This window comes from Streptomyces sp. NPDC059828 (assembly GCF_042731955.1).
Classification (GTDB): domain Bacteria; phylum Actinomycetota; class Actinomycetes; order Streptomycetales; family Streptomycetaceae; genus Streptomyces.
The window spans coordinates 41,393-57,820 of sequence record NZ_JBHWIW010000023.1; the positions used below are offsets into that span (position 1 = coordinate 41,393).

Annotated in this window: 14 protein-coding genes; 7 read left to right on the forward strand and 7 right to left on the reverse strand. The window is 69.0% G+C overall.

Going from position 1 to position 16,428, the window contains the following annotated elements:
* Nucleotides 1-164: 164 nt before the first annotated feature.
* Together ACFV6V_RS16220 and ACFV6V_RS16225 are read left to right on the forward strand one after the other, a co-directional pair.
* Nucleotides 165-773 (forward strand): hypothetical protein, encoded by a 609-nt coding sequence (locus ACFV6V_RS16220; RefSeq protein ID WP_385564889.1) that lies wholly within the window; start codon nt 165-167, stop codon nt 771-773.
* Between the two features lie 5 nt (nt 774-778).
* Nucleotides 779-1,732 carry an SRPBCC family protein gene (locus ACFV6V_RS16225; RefSeq protein ID WP_385564892.1) on the forward strand — a complete coding sequence of 318 codons (954 nt, stop codon included), beginning with the start codon at nt 779-781 and terminating at the stop codon, nt 1,730-1,732.
* A 14-nt stretch (nt 1,733-1,746) separates the two neighbouring features.
* Here ACFV6V_RS16225 and ACFV6V_RS16230 read toward each other — a convergent pair whose 3' ends face one another.
* Both ACFV6V_RS16230 and ACFV6V_RS16235 read right to left on the reverse strand, forming a co-directional pair.
* Nucleotides 1,747-2,793: a fatty acid desaturase family protein gene (locus tag ACFV6V_RS16230; protein WP_385564894.1), complete on the reverse strand. Its 1,047-nt coding sequence runs from the start codon at nt 2,791-2,793 to the stop codon at nt 1,747-1,749.
* A 160-nt stretch (nt 2,794-2,953) separates the two neighbouring features.
* Nucleotides 2,954-3,109, reverse strand: coding sequence for a DUF6131 family protein (locus ACFV6V_RS16235; RefSeq protein WP_385564896.1), 156 nt, complete (start codon nt 3,107-3,109; stop codon nt 2,954-2,956).
* A gap of 986 nt (nt 3,110-4,095) precedes the next feature.
* On the opposite strand from ACFV6V_RS16235, the gene ACFV6V_RS16240 reads away from it, so the two are divergent.
* The 5 genes from ACFV6V_RS16240 to ACFV6V_RS16260 all read left to right on the forward strand — a co-directional run bounded on the left by ACFV6V_RS16240 (nt 4,096) and on the right by ACFV6V_RS16260 (nt 10,183).
* Nucleotides 4,096-4,452, forward strand: coding sequence for a PRC-barrel domain containing protein (locus ACFV6V_RS16240; RefSeq protein WP_385564899.1), 357 nt, complete (start codon nt 4,096-4,098; stop codon nt 4,450-4,452).
* A 1,061-nt stretch (nt 4,453-5,513) separates the two neighbouring features.
* Nucleotides 5,514-6,653, forward strand: a complete 1,140-nt coding sequence (locus ACFV6V_RS16245; RefSeq protein WP_385564902.1) for a polyprenyl synthetase family protein — start codon at nt 5,514-5,516, stop codon at nt 6,651-6,653.
* Entirely contained in the window at nt 6,650-8,218 is a 1,569-nt protein-coding gene (gene crtI / locus ACFV6V_RS16250) for a phytoene desaturase family protein (RefSeq protein WP_385564905.1), read from the forward strand. Before ACFV6V_RS16245 ends, crtI begins: the two co-directional genes overlap by 4 nt.
* Nucleotides 8,205-9,179, forward strand: a complete 975-nt coding sequence (locus ACFV6V_RS16255) for a phytoene/squalene synthase family protein (protein WP_385564908.1) — start codon at nt 8,205-8,207, stop codon at nt 9,177-9,179. Before crtI ends, ACFV6V_RS16255 begins: the two co-directional genes overlap by 14 nt.
* Nucleotides 9,176-10,183, forward strand: a complete 1,008-nt coding sequence (locus ACFV6V_RS16260; protein WP_385564911.1) for a DUF5914 domain-containing protein — start codon at nt 9,176-9,178, stop codon at nt 10,181-10,183. The genes ACFV6V_RS16255 and ACFV6V_RS16260 overlap by 4 nt, the downstream gene beginning before the upstream one ends.
* Nucleotides 10,184-10,232: 49 nt before the next feature.
* Here the strand turns inward: ACFV6V_RS16260 and ACFV6V_RS16265 are convergent, their stop codons facing one another.
* The 5 genes from ACFV6V_RS16265 to mihF all read right to left on the reverse strand — a co-directional run bounded on the left by ACFV6V_RS16265 (nt 10,233) and on the right by mihF (nt 15,900).
* Nucleotides 10,233-11,804, reverse strand: a complete 1,572-nt coding sequence (locus tag ACFV6V_RS16265; protein ID WP_385564914.1) for an FAD-dependent oxidoreductase — start codon at nt 11,802-11,804, stop codon at nt 10,233-10,235.
* A complete protein-coding gene (locus ACFV6V_RS16270) occupies nt 11,801-12,538 on the reverse strand; it encodes a methyltransferase domain-containing protein (protein ID WP_385564917.1) in 738 nt (245 codons plus the stop codon). The genes ACFV6V_RS16265 and ACFV6V_RS16270 overlap by 4 nt, the downstream gene beginning before the upstream one ends.
* Nucleotides 12,538-13,758, reverse strand: coding sequence for a lycopene cyclase family protein (locus ACFV6V_RS16275; RefSeq protein ID WP_385564920.1), 1,221 nt, complete (start codon nt 13,756-13,758; stop codon nt 12,538-12,540). Before ACFV6V_RS16275 ends, ACFV6V_RS16270 begins: the two co-directional genes overlap by 1 nt.
* Before the next feature lie 107 nt (nt 13,759-13,865).
* Nucleotides 13,866-15,113, reverse strand: coding sequence for an NAD(P)/FAD-dependent oxidoreductase (locus tag ACFV6V_RS16280; RefSeq protein WP_385564923.1), 1,248 nt, complete (start codon nt 15,111-15,113; stop codon nt 13,866-13,868).
* 403 nt (nt 15,114-15,516) lie between these two features.
* Nucleotides 15,517-15,900 carry an integration host factor, actinobacterial type gene (mihF, locus tag ACFV6V_RS16285; RefSeq protein ID WP_385565037.1) on the reverse strand — a complete coding sequence of 128 codons (384 nt, stop codon included), beginning with the start codon at nt 15,898-15,900 and terminating at the stop codon, nt 15,517-15,519.
* Between the last annotated feature and the right edge of the window lie 528 nt (nt 15,901-16,428).

Below are 16,428 nucleotides of genomic sequence, written 5' to 3' on the forward strand. Positions count from 1 at the left end.
GGAAATTCTCGAACTGTAGGCGGCCGGTCCTGCCCGAACGAGCAGGGCCAGGTGCCCCCTACGTTCCGCTCCCGAAATCGGCCCCAGCGCGATCGCTGGCCCATTGACAGCGGTGGTGCGCTGCGGGCCGGGCGATTCCTGAGGGAACGATGAAGGTGACGTGCATGGATGATCAGACCAAGATGGCTCTCGCCGCGGCCATAGCCGGCGGATACGTACTGGGCCGTACGAAGAAGGGCAAGCTCGCCCTGAGCGTGGGGACGTATCTGGCGGGCCGGCGGTTCGGTCTCGAGCCGCGACAGCTCGCTGCCGAGGGAATGCGCAGGCTGGGGCAGATCCCGCAGGTCGCCGAACTACAGGACCAGCTGAAAGGTGAGTTCCTCGACGCGGGCCGTAAGGCAGTGACAGCTGCTGCGACCCGCGGCATGGGCACTCTCGCGGAAACGCTACGTGACCGGACTGCCGACCTCGGCAAGCAGGAAGAGGAAGAGCCGGACGAGGAGTTCGAGGAAGAAGAGGAGTCGGAACCCGACCGCCGGCAGCGGAGAAGCTCCCGGAAGCAGGATCGACCTGAGAGGGGTACCTCGTCCAGGCGTGAGAGAAGCCCGTCTGCTCGGAGGAAGAAGACCTCCGCGACGAAGCCGACAGCGAGGAAGGCAGCCCCTGCCAAGGCGTCAGCCACCAGTAAGCGTTCTTCCGGGCAGGCCGGACAAACGGCGTCTTCAGGCCGGGCGGCGAAGAAGGCGTCCAAGCGCCCCGACCGTCGGAGGTAGCCATCATGGCCGCGAAGGATACGAAGCAGCCGGAGCGGGACTCGGGGGTGGGGGGGCTGGGTGAAGCCCTTTCGGGGTTCCTCGGGGCACAGGTCGAGCGGCTTGCGGAGAAGGCCGGTGACAAGCTCACGGACGTCACTGATCAACTCACCGACGTCGCCGACAACGGCGGGTCACTGCTCAAGGTCGGCTCGCGGATCCTCGGGGGCGAGTCTCCCGTGAAGGCTTTTTTGTCCGAGAAGGCCACAGGCATCAAGGACAGCGTCGTCGACAAGGCCAAGGAGGTCTTTGGCGGCGGCAAGGGCAAGTCCGGTAGCAGTGGCAAGAGTATGAACATCATCGAGGTCCTCGACGTGGGTGTGCCGCTTCGCACGGCCTACGACTACTGGTCCCAGTACGAGGAGTTCAGCAGCTTCACCAAGGGCGTTCACGGCGTCTCGAAGAACGACGAGATGACCAGTGACTGGAAGGTCAAGGTCGGCCTATCCTCGCGCAGCTTCAAGGCGACCGTTCAGGAGCAGATACCGGACGATCGGATCGTTTGGACTTCCGAAGGTGCGAAGGGGTCGACCAAGGGCGCTGTCAGTTTCCACGAACTCACGCCGACACTGACGCGCATCGTCCTGGTTGTGGAGTACTACCCGTCCGGGTTCTTCGAGAAAACCGGCAATCTGTGGCGGGTGCAGGGCCGCCGAATGAGGCTGGACTTCAAGCATTTCCAGAGGTACGTCACTTTCGCGGAGGAAGAGCCCGAAGGCTGGCGCGGTGAAATTCGGGACGGCGAAGTCGTCATGTCGCACGAAGAGGCGCTGGAAGAGGAGGAAGCGCAGGCCGAGTACTCCGAGAGTGACGACGAGTACGACGACGAGGGCGCGGACGAGGAAGAGGAAGAGGACGCGGAGGAAGACGAAGAAGGCGAATGGGACGACGAGGAAGCCGATGACGACCGGGAGAAATGATCCCGGGGAGCCGCTCAGGCCTGGTGGCGAGCGTCCCGGATCGGGGCCCCGGCTTCATGGAGACTCTTGAGGGCTTGCCGGTAGGAGGCGACAAGACCGGTCTCTGTGTAGGGGATGTCGAGTTCCTTGCAGTACCGGCGGACGATGGGGCACGCGAGGCGTAGTTGCGGGGTGGGCATGCTGGGGAACAGATGGTGCTCGATCTGGTGGTTGAGACCGCCGAGTGCCACGTCCGTGAACCGTCCGCCCCGTACGTTCCGCGAGGTGAGCACCTGACGGTGAAGGAAGTCGGGCCGGTCCCCGCCGGTCAGAATGGGCATGCCTTTGTGGTTCGGCGCGAAGATGGAGCCGAGGTAGATGCCGAACAGGCACTGGTGAACGGCGAGGAAGGCGATCGCCATACCGGGCGGCAGTACCAGGAACAGTGCACTGAGATAGAGCCCGAAGTGGGCGAAGAGCAGGGTTCCTTCTTGAGCGCGGTTCCTCATCGACCGCTTAGCCAGGGACTTCACCCCCATCACATGCAGGTTGAACCCCTCCAGCGTGAGCAGAGGAAAGAAGAGGCACGCCTGCGAGCGCCCGATCAGCCTAGGAAGTCCCTTCGCCGCGCGGGCCTGGCGCTGCGACCAGACCAGCACGTCGGGGATGAGGTCGGGGTCGAGCGTTTCGTGGTTCGGATTGGCGTGGTGGCGTGTGTGCTTGTCCTGCCACCAGCCGTAGCCCATCCCAATGCCCGCGTTCCCGGCAATTCTGCCGAATCGTTCGCTTGCCTTGCGGAGCCGGAACACCTGCCTGTGGGCCACGTCGTGGGCGAGGAGGGCGACCTGGCCGAAAACGACAGCGAGGAAAGTAGCTATGGCCAATGACCACCAGTTGGAGCCGACGAGTGCGAAAGCGGTCCAGCCGCCCGCGTAGAGCGCTGCCACCGCCGTGATGCGGACCGTGTAGTAGCCGGGCCGACGACGCATGAGCCCGGCTTCGGCGACATCCCTCGACAGCCTGGCGAAGTCACTGCCGGGTGCCTGCGGGCACGGGAGACGTACCGGCGTATGAGTTGCCATCCGTAACCAGGCATTCCGTCAGCTGGGACTGTGGCTCGGTGGGACGGTTTCACAGCGTGACTTAGCAAAACCTCACCGATACTGGCGCCCGATTCGTGCCGCCGGGAACGTGTGCCGGCGGCGCGCATCGAGCGCTTTGGCCGCACCGGCTACGCGTCCCCTACCAGTAATGCCGTCGGCCGCCGACCGCGTGCCCGACCGCCCCCAGAATCCACAGGAGAACCCCGATCGCGACCAGGATGATTCCGATGGTCCAGAGAATACTGATGCCGGCCAAGAAGCCGATAATGAGCAGAATAACTCCGAGGATGATCATTGCGACCTCCGGTGACGACACCCTTATCTACGGCCGCCCCCTCTTCTGACAGCTCCCCGGCCTCGTGTCCGGTAAACCCCCGGGTCCCGCTCATGGCGCCATTCGCCCAGGGCGCACGACACGGTGCCATTTGCTGGACAAGCCCCCACTACGCCTGCCTCGGCGCAGGTCCGTCTCCAAGCAGCCACTCCCCAAGACCGCTCCCGCGGCTCTCACCCTGCGGCAACGGGCCGCCGGCACGGTCTTGCTCGCCCCGACCACTGGCACGTCCGCACCCGCCGGCACCCGGAAGGGCCCCTCACCACCAAGGGGTCAGCGGCGCACGCCCCGCACACGCACAGCACCACCCGAGGGCGGAGAAGGATCGCGAAGGGCATCGTGACCGTGCTGCGTACTCTGGGCAATGGGCGAACGGAAACCTGGCTCAGAGCCTCGGCACCGTGGCCGAACGCCACCGCGTTGAGCACAACATCCACCACGTCGCATCCGACCTGGAGAGATGGCCCATCGAGCACACACAGCGTCTGGCGGGCTTCGCCCATGCCCGCAGACTGGACCTCACCGGGGGCCGCTGGCCCTCTGTGTCTTGGTCCCTCTCTGGCAGCAGACCGACGAGACCGGCAGGCACCGCCCCGAACCGGGCCTCCTACTGGTGCAGGACCTTTCGCGCTCCACCTCGGCGCAACAGAAGTCTCCCTCGTGTGGGAGGCACCGGCCCGAGCCCCACAAGCCACGTCGGCCCTCGTCGTCGGCCCAGTCGGTGCCGGTGAGGCGGTCGCGCAGGTCGTCGAGGCGGTATTCGTCCCGGCTGTCGGGCCCGCTGCCCTGTACGCCGCAGCCAACGGATCGGTCTACGACGTACCGGCCGCCTGCCTCCGTTCGAAAGTCAATCAGGGGTTTGCCGACCCGCTCCACGGACAGATGGAGCCCCCGGAGTCGAAACCGGGATGCGCGGGCACCCCGACGAGCACCTATGGAGGGCGACCATGCTTGAGCACATGTGGCACTACGCGCCGACAGCGGGCCACACCCCCGATGCCGATCTGACCGGCTATGCGGTGGAGGCGGCGGACGGACACATCGGCAAGGTCGACAAGCACTCCAGCGACGTCGGATCGCAGTACATCATCGTCGACACCGGCGTATGGATCTTCGGCAAGGAGGTCCTGCTCCCGGCAGCGACGATCACCGCCATTGACCACGAGGCGAGGAACATCAGCGTCGCCCGCTCCAAGGAGCAGATCAAGAGCGCACCGGAATTCGACAAGAACAAGCACCTGGGCGACCGGGCCTACCGAGACCAGATCAGCGGCCACTACGCAACCGGCGGACCCGGACACTGACCCCACCAGCTGACTTCGCAGGCGGTGCCGATGCAACTTTGCCGAGCACCAGTGGGAGAAGCGGCCGCGTTCCTGCCAACTTGACCGGTCCTGAAGGGCCGGGTTGGGAGGCAGCGCCCAGCTGGGTGGGCTCCTCCGTCCAGACACCCTTTTTGGGGTGGCAGGGACGCGTGAATCGCCCCGCCTTTGTCATGCGCTCCACCACCGCCGGCAGTGGCCGCGGTCGCTGGTACCGGTGGTGAGCTGAGTCAGTGCACACACCTTCGCAGGGCTCGACCATGGTTGGTCGAGCCCTGCGACGTGTTCCTGCCGGCGGGGCACTGGCTGCATCCGCTTGGGGCGAAGACATGCAAGAGGTGGATGGCGGGACGAGGAAGGAACCCGCGCATTCTCCTGTCGTGCCCCGCCCCCGGCCACGTCCAAGCCGACCATTCAACGGTCACGTTTCCGGAGGTGAGGTGTACGCATTCAGCCCAACAGACCTCTTCGGAGCACCCTGCGAAGCCGCTACTCCGTCTGGTTGAACGGCTGGACTCGCGCGTGTCTTGTATCGCCGCTGGCGGCTCGGGCGTAGCGGACGCGTCAAGATTGATGCCCGCGGCCAACACCGCACCGCAGGCTACTTCGACAGGAGACGTACGTGCGCGTCGGGCGGTGGGCTGGACGGCGAGACCGACCGAGGACGCCCATGACGCAGACGCCGTGCGGCCCCGACGGCAAGGACAACTGGGCTCACCGGGTGCACACACTCCCGCTTCCCCATCGCAGTCGCTGTGAACGGGAGCGGGACGCCGTCGCCGTTGGGTGCTCGAAACGGCCTATTGCGGCGGCACGTCCGTGCACAAGCATGCGGCAGCTCGACCCGCTCTCCGCCCTGACCGAAGTCCGCCGACAGGTGCGCGATGAGGTGACACTCCGCCATGAGCCACATCCAGCTGGGCCACTGGGGTGAGCCCACCCCACGGGCGACCGCACGCAGGGCAGAGATGTGCGCATCCGTGTGAGGGCACTCAGCGGACGGGCGGGGTGTGCAGGTGAGCGAGAGCGAGAGAGGGGTGCGCATGCTTGGACTGCGGCCCACGGTGGCCGAACCGGCGGGCCCGGAGGATTCCGCGCTGACCGCCCTGGGGGCCATAAACGCCGTGGACGTCATCCTCAAACGGGTGCTCGATGTCCGATTGCGGCAGGCCCACGAGGCGGATCCGGTGTTCGCCGACGGGATGGCAGACCGCGTGGCCGCGTTCGTACTGCGCGGTGGCAAGCGGTTGCGTACGGCATTCGCGTGGTGCGGATGGCGGGCCGCGGGTGGGTCGGGCGACACCGAGGGCATCCTGCACATGGGGGCCGCCCTTGAGCTGCTCCAGGCATGCGCCCTCATACACGACGACGTGATGGACGGATCACTGCTGCGCCGGGGTGCTCCGGCGATGCACGTCGAGATGGCCCGCAGGCACTCGGCAGCGCGGATGGCCGGATCCGCTGAGTCGTTCGGAACTTCCGCTGCGGTGCTCGCCGGTGACCTGGCGTTGGCTTGGGCGGACGATCTGCTGACGGAGACGGCACTCGGTTCGCCGCAAGGCTCGAGGCTGTACGGCGAGTGGCGAGCCATGCGGACCGAGATGGTCGCCGGGCAGTACCGCGACCTCCACGCGCAGGCAAGCGGCTCGTCCGGCGTCGACGAGGCTCTGACCACAGCCATCCTCAAGAGCGCCTTGTACACGGTCGCGCGGCCGATGGCGCTGGGCGCGTCGCTGACCGGCGCGGACGAAGCCACTCTCGGCGCGCTGCGTGCCGCCGGCCGGTGCGCGGGGCTGGCCTTCCAGCTTCGTGACGACCTTTGCGGGGCCTTCGGCGACCCGGCGCTGACAGGGAAACCAGCCGGTGACGACCTTCGCTCACGCAAGCTCACGTATCTTCTCGCCGTCGGTCTCCGGCTCGCCGACGCCACCGGAGCCCAGGACGCCGCCGTGCTCGCCCCTGGTGGGGACGCACGCTCGGAGCACGCCGTCGAGCGGATGCGGACGGCGCTCGAACGGACGGGAGCCCGGGCCGAGGTGGAGACGAAGATCGCAGAGCTGGCGACCAGCAGTCTGCGGCATTTCGAGGCCGTCGGCGCCGAGCCCGCCGTGCGGCGGGAGTTCGCCGCACTGGTCGAGCGGGCGGCTGGTACGGCCCCTCAGGACTCCGGGGAGCTCGTGTGAGAACAGTGACGGGACGGACCGATCATGTCGTCGTGGTGGGCGCCGGGCTGTCCGGTCTGGCGTGTGCCCTCCACCTGCTGGGCGCCGGCCGCCGGGTGACGCTCGTCGAACGGGAAGCCGGTCCGGGCGGCCGGGCCGGCCGCCTACGGCTCGGCGGGTACCAATTGGATACAGGCCCCACCGTGCTGACCATGCCGCACTTGGCCGACGAGGCGTTCGGGGCCGTCGGCGACAGCCTGTACCGTCACGTCGAGCTGACGGCCCTGCATCCCGCCTACCGGGCCGGCTTCGCGGACGGGTCCTGGCTCGACGTGCACACCGACGGTGATGCCATGGAGGCCGAGGTGCGGCGCTTCGCCGGGCCGGCCGAGGCGGCGGGCTACCGCAGACTGCGGCAGTGGCTGGAGCAGCTTTACCGGGCGCAGATGCGGCGCTTCATCGACACCAACTTCGACTCGCCCTTCCAGCTGGCGCACCCGGACCTGGCTCGTCTGGCGCTGCTCGGCGGCTTCGGGCGGCTGGACGGCCGGATCGGACGCTTCCTCTCCGACCCGCGCCTGCGCCGGGTGTTCTCATTCCAGGCTCTGTACGCCGGAGTCGCGCCTGCCAGGGCCCTCGCAGCCTACGCGGTGATCGCCTACATGGACACCGTGGCCGGCGTCTGGTTCCCCAAGGGCGGCATGTATGCGCTCCCCCGCGCGATGGCCGACGCAGCCACCGGTGCCGGTGCCGACCTCCGGTATTCGACCGAAGTGACTCTCCTGGAACGCTCGGCGGGCCGCGTGCGTGCCGTCCACCTCGCCTCAGGTGAGCGGATTCCGTGCGACGCGGTGGTGCTCACATGCGAGCTGTCCACCGCGCACAAACTCCTCGGGCGGGCGCCCTGGCGCCCGGTCCCGCTGCGTCACTCACCGTCCGCGGTGATCCTCCACGCCGGCACCGACCGTACCTGGCCCCGACTCGCCCATCACACGTTGTACTTCGGCGCCGCGTGGGAGCGCACCTTCGACGAACTGACTCGCACCGGAGCGCTGATGAGCGATCCTTCCCTGCTGATCACCCGGCCCACGACGCACGATGATTCCCTGGCGCCACCCGGACGCCACCTCCATTACGTCTTGGCGCCCTGCCCGAACACCACCGTCGGCCCCTCCGCCGCAGCCTGGAAGGGCTTGGGCCCGCGCTACCGCGACAGCCTGGTCGCCGAGCTGGAACACCGCGGTCTCGACGGGTTCGCGGACAGCATCGAAGAGGAACTCCTGGTGACCCCGCTCGACTGGACGGCACAGGGCCACGCGGCGGGCAGCCCCTTCTCCGTCTCCCACACGTTCGCCCAGACCGGCCCTTTCCGCCCACGCAACCTGGTACGCGGGCTGGACAATGCGGTACTCGCCGGCTGTGGCACCACACCCGGTGTGGGTGTCCCGACCGTGCTCATCAGCGGCAAGCTTGCCGCCGCCCGCGTCACCGGCGCCACTCGTCGCCGCCCTCAGGGCCGGCCGCGCCCGGCCACCGACAGCCTCCCGTTCGCCCCGAGCACTGCAGGTACTCATGACTCGTCGTGAACTGGACGCCGCCGGGATCACCGATCCTGGCCTGCGTGCCGCCTACACCAGGTGCCGACAGCTCAACGCCCGCCACGGACGTACCTACTTCCTGGCCACCCGTCTGCTGCCACTGGAACGCCGTTCGGCGGTTCACGCGCTGTACGGCTTCGCCCGCTGGGCCGACGACATCGTCGACGACCTGGACCGCCACCGGTCGCCCGACGAGCGCGACCGGCTGCTGAAGCGGCTCGAGAGGGATGTCGCCCACGGACTGCGTATCGGCGGCGGAGAGGCACCAGTGGTCCGGGCCTTGGCCGACACCGCCGCCCGGCACGGCATCGAGGCCACGCTGTTCGCCGATTTCCTCGCCTCGATGCGCGCCGACCTGACCGTCACGGACTACCCGACCTATGCCGATCTCAAGGACTACATGCACGGCTCGGCCGCCGTGATCGGCCTGCAGATGCTCCCCGTGCTCGGAACGGTCGTCCCCCGCGAGGAGGCGGCGCCGCACGCGGCGGCTCTCGGAGTGGCGTTCCAGCTCACCAACTTCCTGCGGGACGTGGGCGAGGACCTGGACCGCGGCCGCGTATACCTGCCCACAGATCTGCTCGCCGCCCACGGCGTGGACCGGCCGCTCTTGGAGTGGAGCCGTCTCACGAGGCGCCGCGACTCGCGGATCCGGGCGGCACTCGTCTCGGCCGAGGCCATGACCAGGGACGTGTACCGGACGGCGGAACCGGGCATCGCCATACTCGACCCGAGGGTGCGCCCCTGCATTCGCACCGCGTTCGCTCTGTACAGCGGCATCCTCGACGCGATCGCGCGGCACGACTACACCGTGCTGCATCGGCGTGCGGTGGTCTCCCGCGGCCGGCGTGCGGCCACCGCCTCGGCCGGTGTCCTGCGTGTGGCCGGTGCGCGCTGGCGCGCCGCGAGAGGTGGCACGGCACTTGAGTGGAACGGACCCGTGCAATGAATGACCGAGCGGGCAAGGCGCGATGGACATCACCGCTTCGGCGGCGCCGTGGCCCGGAGTGGGCGAAGCAGACGCCGACCTGGAGCCAGGCGCGGCCAATGCTGATCGCCGACGCGCTCAAACGGGCGTCGGCACGACCGTCCGGCAATTGGTTCGTGGTCGGCGCCTCGCGGGACGTACGCCCCAGTGGGCGACCTCTCGGCAGGACGGTGAGCGGCATCGAGATCGTAGTGTGGCGCTCGGAGACTGGCCAACCACACGCGGGCCCGGGTGCCTGCCCGCACCTCGGTGCTCCGCTGCGGGACAGCCGGGTGGTGTGCGGCAGGCTGGTGTGCCACTGGCATGGGCTGGCGCTGGACGGCTCCGCGTTCGCCGGCTGGCAGCCGTACCCCGTGTACGACGACGGAGTGCTGCTGTGGGTGAGGCTGGACGCGGTCGGCGGCGAGGAGCCCTCAGAGCAGCCGGTGGTGCCGGTGCGGCCAGCGGCGGGCAGCGGGGTGGATGCCGTGTTCACGGCGGTGGGCGTTTGCGAACCGGAGGACGTGGTGGCCAACCGGCTCGACCCGTGGCACGGGTCCTGGTACCACCCGTACTCGTTCGTCGACCTGACGGTGGTGCAGGAGCCGCAGGAATCAGAGCACGACGCCTTCGTCGTCGATGTCTCCTTCCGGGTGGCGGGTCGGCTCGTCGTCCCTGTCCGGGCAGAGTTCAGCGCCCCGGAGCCGCGGACCGTCGTCATGCATATCGCCGACGGGGAGGGTGCCTCCTCTGTGGTGGAGACGCATGCCACGCCACTGACCGGCGTGGCCGACGAACACCCGCGGACAGCTGTGGTCGAGGCGGTCGTCGCCACCTCGGAGCGGCGCGGATTCGCCCTGGCCCGCGCCGCAGCCCCCGTCCTGCGCCCGTTGATGCGGCGCGCGGCCGGGCGGTTGTGGCGTGATGACCTGGCCTACGCCGAGAGGCGCTGGATGCTGCGCAGCACCGGACGGTTCCCGGATTGACCAGGCCCTGCGAGCCTGTCCCGGTGCTCACGGCCCGCCCTACGGGGCGTCACCGGTGCCCTCGACGTCCCGCGAGCGAGCTGAGTGCCCGGAGCACGGACGAGCGGCCCGCCCGGGGAACGGTCCACAGCACTTGGCCGCGGACACCCCAGCGGGCGAGCAGGGCGTTGGCCGCGAGGAAGCCGGTGGTGGCGGCACGTTCCATCAGTGCCACCGGTAGGTCGCAGCGGAGCGCGTCACCGGCCAGCACCAGCCAGGAATGAGGGGTTCGCACGGTGGGACGCCGGTGGTGTGTGCCGACCGGGAAGAGCGGGCAGTCCGAGCGCCACTCGTGCCTGGCATCGATGATGCGAGCTTCACGGGTCTCTGAGTACACCTGCCGCAGTTGTTCGCGAAGTCCGTTCTGTGCCTTGTCCATGTCCGTAGTGGTGGCGACAGCGTAGGCGTGCAGTTCCACCACCGAACCGGTGTTCCGTGCGGCCCATCGGGCGGCCTCACCCTCGTACCGCTCCAGGACGCTGATGTTGTCCAGGTCTCCGTACCCGCTGGTGCCGAGAAAGCCGGGACGGTCAGCGCGGACCGGCCGGTCGAGCCAGAGCCGGGAAACGAGGAACGGCGGTGCACTGCGCAGGGCGGCGATGCCGTCGCGCCAGGCGGCGGTGCCCAGGCCCGGTGAGGCGGCGACGACCTGCCTCAGTCCTCCGGGGTCGAGGGCGAGCACCACCGCCTGGTGACGGTGGGCGCCGGTGTCGGTGCGTACCTCGGCTCCTCCGTCGTCGCCAGGGTGGACGCCGCGCACGGTGGTGCCGTTGCGGATGACCGCACCAAGGCGCTGGAGGTACGCACCGAGTGGTTCCCACAGTGCCTGCGGGAAGGGTTCGTTGGGTACGTCGAAGAGCAGGCCTTCTGACGAGCCGAGGAAGTAGATGTGGAACATCAGCAGCAGTTCCGCGGCGGAGAGTTCGCGCGGGTCGGCGAAGAAGCTGCGCGAGAACACCTCGAACGCCAGGTGGTGCGCGGCATCGGGGAAGCGGACCTGTTCCAGGAACCGGGTCGCGCTGAGCTGGTCGAAGCGTTCGTACACGTCCGGCACGCGCACGTCGAGGAGCGGGAGTGCCGCCCGGGCGTCCATGGTGGGAAGGTCGCGCCAGCGGAAGGTGGGGCTCAGGGCGACGAACCCCAGGGCGCTGAACGGTGGTGTGCGCGGGACGCGGGCAAAGCTGTCGACCAAGCCGCTGCTGTGCCTGAGGGGGTAGTCGGGTAGCGGGGTGAGGCGTGTCAGGGCGGGGTCGGTCCGCCTCAGCAGGCCGCGCAGGTTGTAGTACTGACGGAAGAAGGCGTGGAATCCTCGGCTCATGGTCGCGACGGAGCCGTCCGCCAGTCGGGTGCGATGGCCGGCGAGACGGCCGCCGAGGGACGCCTCCCGCTCGTAGAGGGTCACCCGGGCGCCGCGTTCGGCCAGCCCGGTGGCTGCGGCGAGGCCGGCGATTCCGCCGCCCACCACAGCGACGGACGGTGCGTCTTCGCGTGCGAAACGGTCCCTGCCTGGCGTGGGCATCAGGACCTCCGACTTGCGGTCGCGGCCGGGTCGGATGATGGCACGGTCGCCCCTGGTGCTCATCGGCCGGCGTCCGCTGTCGTGGCGGTGGCGGTGCAGGGGTGGGCGACGAACGTGTGCACGATGCCGGTCTGCCAACCCGCCACGGGAAGAGCGCGCGCATCGGTGAAGCCGGTTCGCGTCAGTCGTTCGGTGAAGGCGGGAGCGGTGTCGAAGGCGAGGACGCTGTGCCACAGGTGGTTGTACAGGGCTCGGTCACCGGTGAGGGTGCCGACCGGGATGATCACGCCCTGGCATACGGCCGACCAAAGCGCGCGATGCATAGGTGAGCTGCCGAGGGTGTACTCGTGGATGGCCAGGCGTCCATCCGGTCGCAGCAGGGCCCGCACCGTCTGGAGAACTCCGTCCGGGTCGGTGACGTTGCGGAACAGGTAGGCGGCGAAGACCGCGTCGAACGGTCCTTCACCCGACCCTGCCAGCTCTTCGGCGCTCAGGTGCAGGAAGCGCACGCGGGCAGGCCACGGCTTGGTCAGCGCACGTCGCAGCATCCCCCGGGAGGCGTCCACGGCGGTGATCCGGGCACGAGGCGCGGCCCGCAGCAGGGCCCGGGTGGAAGCGCCGGTACCGCAGCCGAGATCGAGGATGTGCAGACCCGCACCGTCCAGCGGCAGCCGGAGACGGCGCGCCGAACGCAGCAGTTCGGTGCGGTAGCCGGGGTTGAGGGCGGTGAGGCGGTCGTAGGTGCGGGACGCGTGGTCGAAGGCGCGGGCCAGGTCGTGGTCGCGCAGCAGTGTCATCAGCTGCTCTCTCCGGTTCGTGGCATGGGGTGGGGGCGGCGGGGCAGGAACGGCAGTTCGACGGCGGTGCGGAGCATCGCGCCGACTGGGGTTCGCAGTCCGATGCTCCACTCCTCCCGGATCGAGGTGGCGCCGTCGAGGAAGCGCAAAAGGCGCTGCGTCGGTGTGCGGCGGAACAAGTCGGTGAAGAACGCGGGGCCGTCGATCCGTCCGGTGTCCAGGGCTCGCAGGAGCACCGCGTCCATGGCGAGGGCCCGGCGCCGATGAGGTGGGGGCACGGTGCCGCGACCATCCCGCAGCGCGGCGGCGATGGCCTGGCTCTGCCGCTGTACCGCGGCGAAGGTGTAGCCGGTGGCAGGGCGCGTCGCACCGCCCGCAGTCCCGATCCGGAAGACGGCCGGCCCCACCCGCCGGGGAAAGCGGGCGTCGGTCATGGGGATGACGCCCTGCTCGGCCGTCTCCACGGTGAACGCGCCCAGGCCCAGAATCTCGCGGGTGTAATGACCGAGCATCGCTTCGTACGCCGCGGTGGTCAGCGGGGTGCGGGAGAACTCCGTGTACTCGATCAGCGCCCGGTCCGCAGCAAGTGGAAGAACGTAGCCGAAAGCGAGTCCGTGTCGCGGCTGAGGCACCCGGAAGTCCATCAACTCGGCGACCGCGGTATCGAACCGATGGGTGTCGGTGCGCACGAACCAGCCGCGGAAGTGCTGGAGGAGCCGTGTCCTGGCCGGGGGCAGGGCGCGCAGGGGCCGCGAGTCGTACACGTGCCGGGCGCGGAGTGTCAGCGTCCGACCGTCGGGTGTGGTGCAACGGACCTCGGCTCCTCCGGGCACGTTGCGTACCGTGTCCGCCGTGGCACGCAGGAGCTGCCCGCCGGGCGTGCGGGCGAGACGGGCGTGCATCATGCGTTCGAACGTTGCGGAGCGCACCATGCGGTAGCTCAACGGGGCGGGATCGAGGGTGACCGCACTGTTGTCGGGGCCGTGCACGCGCAGCAGGGGCCAGGAGGCCGCGACGGCTTCGTCGAAGTCACCGGCACCGTGGTCCCAGTAGCACCAGGTCCGCTGCGGCGGACGCAGGGGGCCCTCCGGTGGTTCCACGACCGTCACGGTCGCGGCGCCGGTGGCGACCAGCCGGTGGGCGAGGCTGAGGCCGGCGGCTCCGCCCCCGACAACCACGACGTCGGACGGTGGCACCGGCCACCAGGACACGCGCGCCATTCATGTCCACCTTTCCTTCCGGGCCGTGGGGTCGACGACTCTGATCCGTTCGATCACCACTTCGGGCCGTCGACCCTGGACGTGCGGCCGACAGGGCTGATGTGGCGTCAACTCGACGCCTGGTCGGTGAGTACCTCTCGTGCGGCACGTGTTCCCGATGCCAGCGCTCCCTGCACGGATCCGGTCGCCCGATGATCCCCGCATACGTACCTGCCGGGCCCGAAACGGGTCGTGCGGCTCAACGGCCAGGGCGGCAGCATCGCGGGCAGCGCACCCTCGATCGTGTAGACGGCCACCTGCTGCCAGGCGCTCGTGTCGGTGTCGTACAGCTCGGCCAGATGCCCGAGCACCGCGTCAGCCGCGCCGGGCCGGTCCGCACCCAGCACGGATGTGGAGATCAGCGCTGTACCGGGCGGAGCGTAGGTGGGGGCGACCTCGCTGAGCACGCACGTATTCAGAACCGCCCCGGTGCAGTCCACCACCAGGGTCGGTTCCGCCAGCGGGGTGCTGTCGGCTGCGTGATAGTACGTGGTGACCGTACGTCCGTCCGGCACCGCAAGGCCTGGTAGCAGACGGGCTGCCGTGGTGGCGTCCGTGGCCACCACGATGACGGTGGCCGGCACCTCATTTCCGTCCGCGAGCAGCACTCCCGAGTCGGTGATCTCGGCGACGGTCGTCTCAAGCCGCAGGACACCGTCCGGCAGGCCGTCGGCCAACTGGGTGGGTACGGCGCTGATGCCGGCAGCCGGAAGACCGAGGGTCCCTCGGATCAAGCTTCGCCAGACCAGGTGGAAGAAGCGGGCGGAGGTTTCCATCCGGTCCTCCAGGAATACGCCGGACAGGAACGGCCGCACAACGCGGTCGATCGCCGCCTCCGACAGCCCCGCTCGGGACAGGGCAGCCGCGGTGGACCGGTCCGGGAGTCCCTTGAGTGATGCCGCGGGCAGCACGGCATCCCGTGCGGCGAGCCCCGACAGCGCAACCAAGTCGCGGGCCGTCAGGACCCGGCCGGGCAGCAGGGCCCCAGCGGCACCCGGTCGTCTGGTCGGGTCAGCGAGGAGGACCGGCCCGGTCGGGGTGTGCGTGACGATGCCCGGAGTGAACGGCCGCAGGCGAAGACTTCGCAGGTCGAGACGCCTCTTCACCTGAGGATAGGAGGTGTTGAAAACCTGGAAGCCGCGGTCCAGCAGGAACCCGTCCCGTCGATCCGTGCGCATCCGGCCACCAGGTCCGTCGGAGGCCTCCAGCAGAGCCACCCGCCGTCCGGCACGGCACAGATCAGAGACACAGGCGAGGCCGGCCAGACCGGCGCCGATGACGACGGTGTCAGGTACTGGTTGGTGCAGGTGGGGCATAGATCTCCTCTTTCGGCACCAGCACCTTCGCCATGAGAGCCGGCGCCATCCCCCGGCTCGCCCGCCCGTCCAGCGGACCACGTTCCCCCGGCCGATGCGGGATGCCACGGCCGAACGAACCGGGGCACGATGTGCCACTGCGACACTCCAGGAGCGCGACGGTCTCGGCAAGCCCCCTCGGCCACGGCAGGCCGGCTGCCGCCCGACCGGCCCAGCCGGGCCCCGGCGTCAGAACGACCGGCTTGCGGTGACACCCCCTCGATTACAGGGCGCAAACAGGGGTGAGCCCGGGGCAGCTTGGGATCAGGCAGGGCGCCCACGACAGCCTGGGACTTCAGACCCTGGTCTGCGCCATCCCCCCCATCCGGTCCTGCCGGGGACCGCGGCGGCGCCAGGCCCGCCTTCAGGCGTGACTGATTTCGAGTAGACGCGCTTTCTGCCGACTGCCCAGACCGCCGATACGGCGGCGCTCTGGGATACCCAGGTCAGTCAAGAGCTTTCCAGCTCGCACCCTGCCTATACCCGGCAGTGCCTGGAGCAGGCTGCGTACAGGGGTTCGAACAACCACCGGGTCCTCACGCTCGATCACCTCTTTCAACGTGAGCGAACCGTCCTTGAGTCGAGCGAGGAGACTGCTGCGCTCCTTACGACGAGCCGCGGCCTTCTGCAGAGCATCTGCACGCTGGGACTCCGTGAGCTGTGGCACAGTCATACCTGTCCTGGCCTTCCTCTTGAGTGACTCTTCGCGCTGCGCGTACCCACGCACTCTGCCCACCACCGGGCTCATGTCAGGTCTGGCCTGAACCTTCCGGTCCCAGGGAGCGGACACGCGTGCAGGAGGCACTCGCCGAGGCGGCTTTGGTGCGGCGAATCGACTGGACACGACACGGGGTGCCGCGTGTTCCGGCAGCACGACGTCCGCGGGTGGTTTTGAGTACCGGTGTCGTCATGAACTCCCCCGCTCCTCCGCGCCCGGCGGGACCCACCGACTGAAGCGTGCGTGCATGTTCAGTAGCGAGGCACGGATGCGGGGCAAGGAGAGCAGGGGCAGGGAGCGGAGCATCGTCACCGACATTCTCGGACTGCTGCTCGCGGTCCTGGCCAGAGCGGCGGAAGTCCAGGCTCCGTGGCCGACGACAAATCGGCGGCTCGCTGAAACCATTGCGGCGAGTCATGGTTGGGGCACTTCGCAACGCGTTCCAGCGTGGTGGGGCCATCGATTCGAGGACCGGGGTGAGACCGCCCTTTGCGGGGGCGACGCTGCCGAGACTTGAACGCCACCGTCACCGGCTCGCTCTTCGCCACGGTGCCATTC